The sequence below is a fragment of the Amycolatopsis sp. NPDC059027 genome (assembly GCF_042739735.1).
Lineage (GTDB): Bacteria > Actinomycetota > Actinomycetes > Mycobacteriales > Pseudonocardiaceae > Amycolatopsis.
Window position 1 is genome coordinate 2,752 of the sequence record NZ_JBHYIK010000070.1, and the last position, 9,420, is coordinate 12,171.

Here is a 9,420-nt window from a genome sequence, read left to right on the forward strand (position 1 = left end):
AAAAAACAACATCGAGAGTTTGTTTGCTCCTCGCGCTGTCGGTGGGTATACTCGCCTGTGGCGGTCGCCACACCCCCCCCCCTTCAGCCCAGCCCGGGCTAGTAGCTGCGGGGCGTCCAGACGAACCCGTCGTCCACCCTGGTCTTCGACGAACCGACGATCAGCAGGCAGCGCATGTCCACAGTGGACGGATCGAGCCCGCCCAGCGTCGTCACGCGGACGTCCTCCTCCGGCCCGCCGACGTCACGGGCGACGACGACCGGAGTGTCCGGGGACCGGTGCCGCAGCAGCACATCGCGGGCGTCCGAGAGTTGCGTCTTCCGGGTGCGCGAGGCCGGGTTGTACAGCGCCAGCACGAGATCCGCGGCACCGGCGGCGTCGAGCCGGCGTTCGATGATCTCCCACGGCTTGAGGCGATCGGACAACGAGAGCACGCAGTAGTCGTGTCCCAGCGGGGCACCGACCTTCGACGCGGCGGCCTGCGCGGCGGTCACGCCCGGCACGATCCGCACCCGCACCCCGGCGCCGTGCCCTGCCGAGACCTGCTCCAGCACGGCGGAGGCCATCGCGAACACCCCGGGATCGCCGGAGGACACCACCGCGACCCGCGCTCCCCCGGCGGCCAGTTCGAGGGCCTCGACGGCCCGGTCGGCCTCGACGCGGTTTCCCGACGCGTGCCGTTGCTGGCCCGCGCGCTGCGGGACGCGGGCGACGTACGGGCCGTATCCCACGATGTGCTCGGCGGCCGCCAGTTCGGCTTCGGCCTCCGGGGTCAGCCACCGCGGCCCCGCCGGGCCGAGCCCGACCACGACCACCTCACCGCCGGTGACCTGCTCGGCAGGCGGCGCAGGGGTTTCCGCGGGCTCACCGTCCACACGGGACGCATAGGCCGGGCTGGGCAACAGGGCCAGTGAGAAGTACGGCACCGACTCGGGGTCGACGTCCGCGAACGGCGCCACTCGCTGCTGTCCCCAGGTCGCGCGTTCGATGTACCAGGCGTCGTCGAGTTTCCCCGCCTCGGCCAGCGCGTCACGCACGTTGCCGAAGGTCCGGCCCAGCTTGAGTACCGCGGCGGCCTCGGTGTCGGCGAGGCGCCGGGCGAGTTCCGGCGCGGGCAGCGTGCCGGGCAGCACGGTGAGCACCTCGTCGCGTTGCACCAGCGGACGACCCAGCACCGACGACGCCGCGCTCACGGACGTGACGCCCGGGACCACGGTCGCTTCATAGCGCCCGGCGAGCCGCTCGTGCATGTACATGTACGAGCCGTAGAAAAACGGATCGCCCTCGCACAGCACGACGACGTCGCGCCCGGCGTCGAGGTGTTCGGCGAGCCGTTTCGCGCTCAGCTCGTAGAAGTCCGCGATCGCGCCCTCGTACCCGCCGGGGTGATCGGTGGTTTCGGTGGTGACCGGGTAGACCAGCTTCTCCTCGATCTGCCCCTCGCGCAGGTAGGGCTGGGCGACCGAGCGCGCGATACTGCGGCCGTGCCGCGCGCTGTGGTAGGCGATCACATCGGCCTCGTTGATCAGCCGCGCGGCCTTGACCGTCATGAGTTCGGGGTCGCCGGGGCCGAGGCCGACGCCGTACAGCTTTCCCAAGGTGACGCTCATTCGACGACGCTCGCGAGTGCGTTGATCGCCGCGACCGCCATGGCACTGCCGCCCCGCCGTCCGTGCACGACCAGATACGGCGCGGGCGCGTGCTTCGCCAATTCCACTTTGGACTCCACAGCGCCGACGAAGCCGACCGGGACGCCGATGATCGCGGCAGGCGCCCCGATACCCTCGTCGAGCAGTTCCAGCAGCCGGAACAACGCGGTCGGCGCGTTCCCGATCGCCACCACGGACCCGGGGAGTTTGTCCCGCCACAGCTCCAGCGCGGCGGCCGACCGCGTGGTGCCCAGCCGCTCGGCGATCCCCGGCACGCTCGGATCGTCCAAAGTGCACAGAACCTCGTTGGCGGCAGGCAGCCGTTTGCGGGTCACCCCGCTGGCGATCATCTTGGCGTCGCACAGGATCGGCGCTCCGGCTTCCAGTGCCGCGCGGCCCGACTCGACGACGTCGAGCGTGTACCGCAGGTCGTCGACCAGATCGACCATCCCGCAGGCGTGGATCATCCGCACCGCGATGCCCGCGACGTCGTCGGGCAGGATCGCCAGATCCGCCTCCTCGCGGATCGTGGCGAACGAGTGCCGGTAGATCTCGGCCCCGTCCCGGAGGTAATCGATCACGTGTTTCCCTTTCGTACCGCCATTTCGCCCAGCTGCTCCACCGGGACCCAGGTGCCGTCGACACGGTAGCCGCCCTCGGCGGCCACGACGTCGAGATGTGACCGGGACGGCTTCCCGCAGCGCCGCTCGCACCCCGAAACGTGCGCCCGCACATCGCCGGGCAACCGGACGGCGTCGGCACGGACGTCGGCACGGGACTTCGCGCAGCCGGGACGTCCGACGCACGCGCTGACCCCCAGCCGCGGATCGGCCGGATCGGTCAAGAACCCCGCCCCCGCCAACGCTTTCCGCGCGTTCGCGCCGACCCCTGGCAGCACGATCGTGCGCCATGGCGTCACCACGGCGTGCTCCGCGACGTCGGCCAGCAGGCGCAGTTGCGTGGCCGTCAGCTGCCCGAAGCGCGGGGCCGCCCCGATCGCGTCGCCGTCGTTCCCCTGCACCGCGCCGATCCGGTCGTCCGGGGCGCCTTGCCATGACGTCGGAGCCGTGCGCGTACCGAAGTCCAAGGCCAAGAGCAGCGTCGAGGGATCGTCGAGTTCCCCGACCCGCCAAGCGGTTTCGCGCGTCTCGGCGAACGCGGCCGCGAGCGCCACCAGCGCGTCGACAGCGCTTTCGCGCGACACACGCACACCGGTGTCCTCGCCGGCGAGTAGCACCGCGCCTTCCTCGGCGCTGACGGCGATCCAACAGACGTCCGGTGCTTCGCCCGCGACGTCGCCCCGGCCGTCATCGAAGGCGAAGAGGAACCGGCCGGGCAGCGAGGCCAGGTCCGGCCGGGCGCAGACGGCGTCGTCCAGCGCTGCGGCGAGCCCGCGTACGTCGGCAAGCCCACCGGAGATCCCGCTCCACGGCGAGGCGAGGACATTCCGCACCCGCTCATGCGTCAGCGAAGGCAGCAACCCGGCGTCGCTCAACCGCGACTGGAGCCCGGGGCGGATCACCGCCCGGAGCTGGACGTTGCCGCGCGAGGTCAGGTGGACGTCGCCGTCGCCGCACGCGGTGGCGGCGTCGGCGAGGGCACGCAGCTGCGCCGGGGTCACGGCCCCGCCGGGCAGCCGGACCCTGGCCAGCGGGCCGTCCGCGGCGTCGTGGGTGGCGAAAACCCCGGGGCACGCGTCGGCTCGTACCCGCGCACGGATGGACATGGCGCTCACTCTAGCTGGCGCACCCCTGAGCACTGCTCGGATGATATGTAGTAGATGTGCTACATTCGATCGCAGTACTGAGATGGGGGTGAGGACAGATGAGCCATGACGCCGGCGACGTGATCCACGTCGAGGGCCTGCGCATGCGGTACGGGACCAATGACGTGCTGCACGACGTCGCCTTCCGGGCGGGCAAAGGGGAGGTGGTCTGTCTGCTCGGGCCGAACGGGGCGGGCAAGACGACCACGATCGAGATCCTGGAAGGCTTCCGGATGCGTTCGGCGGGCGCGGTGTCCGTGCTCGGCGTGGATCCGGCTCGCGGGGGCGAGGACTGGCGGGCGCGGCTGGGGGTCGTCCTGCAATCCTGGCGTGACCACGGGAAATGGCGGGTGCGGGAGCTGCTGGCACATCTCGGCGAGTTCTACGCGCCGTACTCGACGACGTCGATCCGGCGGCCATGGGACACCGACGAACTGGTCGACGCCGTCGGGCTCACCGAACACGCGGGCAAGAAGATCCGGATGCTCTCCGGCGGGCAGCGGCGGCGGCTCGACGTCGCGATCGGCATCGTCGGCCGCCCGGAACTGCTGTTCCTCGACGAGCCGACCGCGGGCTTCGACCCCGAGGCGCGGCGAACCTTCCACGACCTGGTGCACCGTCTCGCCGACGACGACATCACGATCCTGCTGACCACTCATGACCTCGATGAAGCGGAGAAGCTGGCCGACCGGATCCTCATCCTGGCCGGCGGCCGGATCGTCGCGGACGGCTCGGCCGATCAGCTGTCGCGGCAGATCGCAGGGGAGTCGGAGGTTCGCTGGACGCGCGAGGGCCAGCGCTTCGTGCACGCCACCACCGAGGCGACCAAGTACGTCCACGAGCTGTTCAAGCAGTACGGGGACGCGATCGGCGACCTGGAGGTCCGCCGGGCCTCGCTCGAAGACACGTACATGACGCTCGTCCGCCAGGCCGAGGCGGGCGACGAGCCCGTGGCCGCGCTGGACTTCGCCGGCCGGAAGGTGAGGGCGCGATGACCCCGCTCAACATCGCCACGCGAGCCGGTCTCCGGCGTGGCCTGATCGAGTTCCGGCAGACGCTGACCAACAAGGAGGACCTCGCCAACCTGATCATCCCGACGTTGATCTTCATCGTCGTCATGGTCTTCATGCGGGGCGCGAAACTGCCGGGAACGGACTTCTCCCTCGGCTCCGCCACCGTGCCCAGCGTGCTCGGCGCCGGGGTGCTCTTCAGCGGCCTGACCGGGATGGCGGGCGCGCTGTCGGTGGAACGGGAGGACGGCACGCTGCTGCGGGCCAAGGCGATCCCGAACGGGATGCTCGGCTACCTCATCGGCAAGGTCGTGTCGATCTCCTGCGGGGCCGTCCTCGGCATCGTCGTGACGCTGGTGCCCTCGCTGTTCCTGTTCGACGGCCTCGCCACCGGCGGGCTCGCCTCGTGGCTGACCCTGCTGTGGGTACTGGCGCTCGGCCTGCTCGCCGCACTGCCGCTCGGCGCGGTCTTCGGCGCGCTGGCCAGCAGTCCCCGCAGTATGGGGTTGCTGATGATCCCGATCATGGGCCTCGGCGCGATCTCCGGGGTCTTCTACCCGATCACCGCGCTGCCCGAATGGCTCCAGTACATCGCGCAGGTGTTCCCGATGTACTGGCTCGGTCTCGGCATGCGCTCGGCGCTACTGCCGGACAGCGCGGTCGTCGTGGAGATCACGCAGTCCTGGCGTCCGTGGGAGACCCTCGGCGTGCTGGTCGTGTGGTCCGTGATCGGATTGACGCTGGCCCCTATCGTGCTGCGCAGGATGGCGCGGCGCGAGTCCGGGTCGTCGGTGGCGGCACGACGGGAAAAGGCGATGCAGCGAATTGGCTAGGGCAGCAAAATGAGCGAGGTCGTCTACAACCGCATCGCGATGCTGCGCGCCGAGCGCAACATCTCGCGACGTCAGCTGGCCGAGGCGCTGGGCGTGCACTACCAGACCATCGGCTACCTGGAACGCGGCGAGTACAGCCCGAGCCTCTATCTCGCGCTGAAGATCGCGGAGTTCTTCGAGGTGGCGGTGGAGGTCATCTTCTCCACCGCGCCCTTCCCGCGCATCGGCGACCGCGAACGCTCCGCCTGAGCTCAGCTGCCCGGCTTCGCCTCGGTCAGCGCCCGCACGACGTCGGCGCGGCGGGTGGCGGAATCCCGCACCGTCCGGCTCATCTCGACGTGCAGGAACACCGTCCCCGCCGCCGCGGCCGCCTTGCCCTGCACATTGGTCTTGGCCTCCAGCCCGGGGCAGGTCTGTGCCCAGCCCCGGCACACCACGAAGTCATGGGCGATCAGGCGGTCCGCGGCGCGGAACGCCGGGTCCCCCGCCTTGCCCGCCCCGGTGGACAGCACGATGTCGGTGCCGGGCTGGCTGTCGTCGTCGAAGCCGTGCAGCTGCACCTGCGCGAGCTTGCGCGCCATCAGCGTCGTCGCGATGACGTGGAACATCGAGCTCTCCTCGTGTGCCACGTCGGCCTTGCCGCCACCCGCCTTCCGGTGCGCCCCGGCGATCATCAGCACCGCGCCGGGCACCTGCCGGAACTGGTCGAGCCCGGCGAGTTCGGTGCGCAGGTCGAACGCCGGATGCGGGACCTCGACCACCAGGGACGGCGGCGCCGAACGATCGATGACGTACATTCCCCATGCCCGCTCGGTGCCGGACTCGTTGACCGCGATCGTGTAGGGCCGACCGGTCTTCGCGTCGACGCCGTCCCGCACCGAGAAGCCGAGACCGTCCAGCGCACTCGACGTCGCGTGGCCCGCATCGAGCACCTTGGTGAAGCCCTCCTGCCCCGCGCGACGCTCGGCGGCTCCCGGCGGACGATAGGGCTGACCGGCGGAAAGCGCGCCGGTGAAGTCCGCGACCAGCGAGTCGAGCGACGCGGCGGAGGAATGCGCGACCGGTGTCGGCGTCTCGCTCTCGCCGCGGACGAGGACCACGGTCGTGGCCAGGCCCAGTGCGAGGACTGCGCCGGTCACGCCGAGCAGTAGCCGGGTGCGCCCCATCATCTCGCCGAGTCTAACGGCGCCGCACGCACCACTGGCCGGTAGCGGGCAGTACGACCAGCATCAGCATGGCGACCGCGGGGAGCACCATCAGCGGCCCGACCACCAGATAGGTGATGCCGTCCTCGCCGAATCCACCGAGCAGCAGAGAAAACACCACGACGCTGATGACCCCCTGCAGAACGATCAGCGCGCCCCCGGCCGACACCAGCCACCGCCCCACCGGGCTGCGCAGGAACAGCAGCACGGCGCCCGCCACGAGCGTTACCAGTTCGAGCACACAAGCGGTGACGTGCAACGCCAGGCTGTACGGGTACTTCGCGCCCTGGAGCAGGAAATCCATGTTCTTGTAGATGCCCCACCAGGTCCATGGCAGGCACACCAGGGCAAGCACCGCGGTGGTGATCGCGGTGCCGCCACTCGGGGGCCGCACGGCAGCGCCCGGGTACGCGGGCTCTTGGGGGTGGGTCATGTCGCCGAATCTATCGAGGAGCGGCGTCGCGGGCGGTGGGCCGTCCGGAAGCGGACAGGGCCGTCGAGCACATCACCTTGACGCACGGGGGCGCACACCGGAGAGTGAGAGCGCACCCACGCGTCGGCAGGTGGAGGAACCCGGTGGAAGTCCGGGACGGTCCCGCCACTGTGACCGGAGAGGTCTCCGGGAGTCAGGAACTCCGGCAGGCGCGCCCGACCAACCGGGGCGAGGACACCCCGGAGGAGGAACTCCGTGATTCTGCTGCTGTCCACTTCGGACACCGATCTGCTCAGCGCCCGCGCCAGCGGGGCGGACTACCGGCTGGCGAACCCGGCCCGGCTCCCGCTCACCGAACTGCCCGGCCTGCTCGACGGCGCGTCCGTCGTCGTCGTGCGCATCCTCGGCACCCCGCAGAGCTGGCAGGAGGGTCTCGACACGGTGCGGGCCTCGGGCGTGCCCGTCGTCGTGCTCGGGGGTGAGCAGACCCCGGACGCCCAGCTGATGAAGCTGTCGACCACGCCGGCCGGGATCGCCGCCGAGGCACACGCCTACCTCGCCCAGGGCGGCCCGGAGAACCTGACGCAGCTGCACCACTTCCTGTCCGACACGCTGCTGCTCACCGGCGACGCCTTCGAGCCGCCCACGGTGCAGCCCGCGTGGGGTGTCCTCGACCGGCCCGCTTCGGACAACACCGGTCCGGTCGTGGCGATCCTCTACTACCGAGCGCATCACCTGTCCGGGAACACCGCGTTCATCCACGCGCTCGCCGACGCCGTCGAGGAGACCGGCGGCCGCGCGCTGCCGATCTTCTGCGCGTCACTGCGCACCCGCGAGCCCGAGATGATGGCCGAGCTGGCCAAGGCCGACGCGCTGCTGGTCACGGTGCTCGCCGCGGGCGGCACCCGGCCGTCGGAGGCGGGCGCGGGCGGGGACGACGAGGCGTGGGACGTCGCCGAAATGGCCGCGCTCGACATCCCGGTGCTCCAGGCGCTGTGCCTGACCAGCGACCGCGAGACGTGGCAGGACAGCGACGACGGACTGACCCCGCTCGACGCCGGGAACCAGATGGCGGTGCCCGAGTTCGACGGCAGGCTGATCACCGTGCCGTTCTCGTTCAAGGAAATCGACGCCGACGGGCTGCCCCGCTACGTCCCGGACACCGAGCGCGCCGGCCGCGTCGCGAAGATCGCGCTCGCGCACGCCCGGCTGCGGCACACCCCGCCGCCGTCACGGCGGATCGCGCTCATGCTCTCGGCGTACCCGACGAAGCATTCACGCGTCGGCAACGCGGTCGGCCTCGACACGCCCGCGTCGGCGATCAAGCTGCTGCGGCGGATGCGGGAGCAGGGCTACGACCTCGGGCCCGACGCGTTTCCCGGTGTCGACCCGACCGGCACCGAACAGCCCGACGGCGACGCCCTGATCCACGCGCTGATCGCGGCGGGCGGGCAGGATCCGGAGTGGCTGACCGAGGAACAGCTGTCCGGCAACCCGATCCGCGTGCCCGCGGCGCGTTACCGCGAGTGGTTCGCCGCGCTGCCCGCCGAGCTGCGCGAGGCGATGGAGGAGCACTGGGGCCCGGCGCCCGGCGATCTCTATGTCGACAACGGCGACATCGTTTTGGCGTCGCTGCGGTCCGGCAACGTGATCATCATGATCCAGCCGCCGCGCGGGTTCGGCGAGAACCCGGTGGCGATCTACCACAACCCGGACCTGCCGCCGAGCCATCACTACCTGGCCGCGTACCGGTGGCTGGAGGAGGAGTTCGGCGCGCACGCCGTGGTCCACCTCGGCAAGCACGGTTCGCTGGAATGGCTGCCGGGCAAGACGGCCGGGCTCTCGCCGTCGTGCGCGCCGGACGCCGTGCTGGGCAATCTGCCGCTGATCTACCCGTTCCTGATCAACGATCCCGGTGAGGGCGCGCAGGCGAAGCGCCGCGCGCACGCCACGATCGTCGACCACCTCATCCCGCCGATGGCGCGGGCCGAGTCCTACGGCGACATGGCGCGGCTGGAGCAACTGCTCGACGAGCACGCCAACATCGCCGCGATGGACCCGGCGAAGCTGCCCGCGATCCGCGCGCAGATCTGGACGCTGATCCAAGCGGCGAAGCTGGATCACGACCTGGGCGTCGAGGAACGTCCGCACGACGCGGAGTTCGACGACTTCCTGCTCCACATCGACGGCTGGCTGTGCGAGGTCAAGGACGCGCAGATCCGCGACGGCCTGCATGTGCTGGGTTCCGCGCCCGAGGGCGAGGCGCGGGTGAACCTCGTGCTCGCCATGTTGCGCGCGCAGCAGATGTGGGGTGGTAAGCAGGGCGCGGTCCCCGGCCTGCGTTCGGCGTTGGGGCTCAAGGAGAACTCCGACGCTCCACTGTCCGAAGTGGACTCAATCGAACAGACCGCGCACGCGCTCGTCTCGGCCATGGAAGCGCACTCGTGGTCCCCCGCCGCCGTCCCCACGGTGCTCTCGGAGGTCCGTGAAGGCCTCCTTACCGGCGCTCAGGGTAGTGAAGGAGG

The 9,420-nt window shown here is 70.8% G+C and carries 9 protein-coding genes and 1 riboswitch; of the genes, 4 read left to right on the top strand and 5 right to left on the bottom strand.

Annotated features, from left to right (window positions below; genetic code table 11):
* Positions 1 to 98: 98 nt before the first annotated feature.
* Genes ACFWY9_RS35615 through cobG form a run of 3 tightly spaced genes read right to left on the bottom strand, consistent with a single transcriptional unit; the run spans position 99 to position 3,375 of the window.
* Positions 99 to 1,610, bottom strand: a complete 1,512-nt coding sequence (locus ACFWY9_RS35615) for a precorrin-2 C(20)-methyltransferase (protein ID WP_378330202.1) — start codon at positions 1,608 to 1,610, stop codon at positions 99 to 101.
* The gene (locus ACFWY9_RS35620; RefSeq protein ID WP_378330201.1) at positions 1,607 to 2,230 is read right to left on the bottom strand and encodes a precorrin-8X methylmutase; all 624 of its coding nucleotides are present in this window, start codon (positions 2,228 to 2,230) and stop codon (positions 1,607 to 1,609) included. The genes ACFWY9_RS35615 and ACFWY9_RS35620 overlap by 4 nt, the downstream gene beginning before the upstream one ends.
* Complete coding sequence (gene cobG / locus ACFWY9_RS35625; protein ID WP_378340938.1) at positions 2,227 to 3,375, bottom strand: precorrin-3B synthase; 1,149 nt, start codon at positions 3,373 to 3,375, stop codon at positions 2,227 to 2,229. The genes ACFWY9_RS35620 and cobG overlap by 4 nt, the downstream gene beginning before the upstream one ends.
* Before the next feature lie 98 nt (positions 3,376 to 3,473).
* Between cobG and ACFWY9_RS35630 the strand changes: the two genes are divergently transcribed.
* From ACFWY9_RS35630 to ACFWY9_RS35640, 3 genes are read left to right on the top strand one after another with little or no spacing between them, the layout of a single operon-like run.
* Positions 3,474 to 4,409, top strand: coding sequence for an ABC transporter ATP-binding protein (locus tag ACFWY9_RS35630; RefSeq protein WP_378330199.1), 936 nt, complete (start codon positions 3,474 to 3,476; stop codon positions 4,407 to 4,409).
* The gene (locus ACFWY9_RS35635; RefSeq protein WP_378340939.1) at positions 4,406 to 5,257 is read left to right on the top strand and encodes an ABC transporter permease; all 852 of its coding nucleotides are present in this window, start codon (positions 4,406 to 4,408) and stop codon (positions 5,255 to 5,257) included. Before ACFWY9_RS35630 ends, ACFWY9_RS35635 begins: the two co-directional genes overlap by 4 nt.
* 9 nt (positions 5,258 to 5,266) lie before the next feature.
* Entirely contained in the window at positions 5,267 to 5,506 is a 240-nt protein-coding gene (locus ACFWY9_RS35640) for a helix-turn-helix transcriptional regulator (protein ID WP_378330197.1), read from the top strand.
* A 2-nt stretch (positions 5,507 to 5,508) separates the two neighbouring features.
* On the opposite strand, the gene ACFWY9_RS35645 is transcribed toward ACFWY9_RS35640, so the two are convergent.
* Entirely contained in the window at positions 5,509 to 6,426 is a 918-nt protein-coding gene (locus ACFWY9_RS35645; RefSeq protein WP_378340940.1) for a hypothetical protein, read from the bottom strand.
* A gap of 10 nt (positions 6,427 to 6,436) precedes the next feature.
* Positions 6,437 to 6,895: a hypothetical protein gene (locus ACFWY9_RS35650; protein WP_378330195.1), complete on the bottom strand. Its 459-nt coding sequence runs from the start codon at positions 6,893 to 6,895 to the stop codon at positions 6,437 to 6,439.
* A 133-nt stretch (positions 6,896 to 7,028) separates the two neighbouring features.
* Positions 7,029 to 7,098: riboswitch (cobalamin riboswitch) on the top strand.
* A 52-nt stretch (positions 7,099 to 7,150) separates the two neighbouring features.
* Here ACFWY9_RS35650 and ACFWY9_RS35655 point away from each other — a divergent pair.
* Positions 7,151 to 9,420: cobaltochelatase subunit CobN (locus ACFWY9_RS35655; protein WP_378340941.1), on the top strand; the 2,270-nt coding region annotated here is incomplete at its 3' end.

Bases quoted from the DNA above. Each gene is read 5' to 3' on its own strand.
- ACFWY9_RS35650 (WP_378330195.1), bottom strand. From the start codon at position 6,895: ATGACCCACCCCCAAGAGCCCGCGTACCCGGGCGCTGCCGTGCGGCCC.
- ACFWY9_RS35630 (WP_378330199.1), top strand. From the start codon at position 3,474: ATGAGCCATGACGCCGGCGACGTGATCCACGTCGAGGGCCTGCGCATG.
- ACFWY9_RS35615 (WP_378330202.1), bottom strand. From the start codon at position 1,610: ATGAGCGTCACCTTGGGAAAGCTGTACGGCGTCGGCCTCGGCCCCGGC.
- ACFWY9_RS35645 (WP_378340940.1), bottom strand. From the start codon at position 6,426: ATGATGGGGCGCACCCGGCTACTGCTCGGCGTGACCGGCGCAGTCCTC.
- cobG (WP_378340938.1), bottom strand. From the start codon at position 3,375: ATGTCCATCCGTGCGCGGGTACGAGCCGACGCGTGCCCCGGGGTTTTC.
- ACFWY9_RS35635 (WP_378340939.1), top strand. From the start codon at position 4,406: ATGACCCCGCTCAACATCGCCACGCGAGCCGGTCTCCGGCGTGGCCTG.
- ACFWY9_RS35640 (WP_378330197.1), top strand. From the start codon at position 5,267: ATGAGCGAGGTCGTCTACAACCGCATCGCGATGCTGCGCGCCGAGCGC.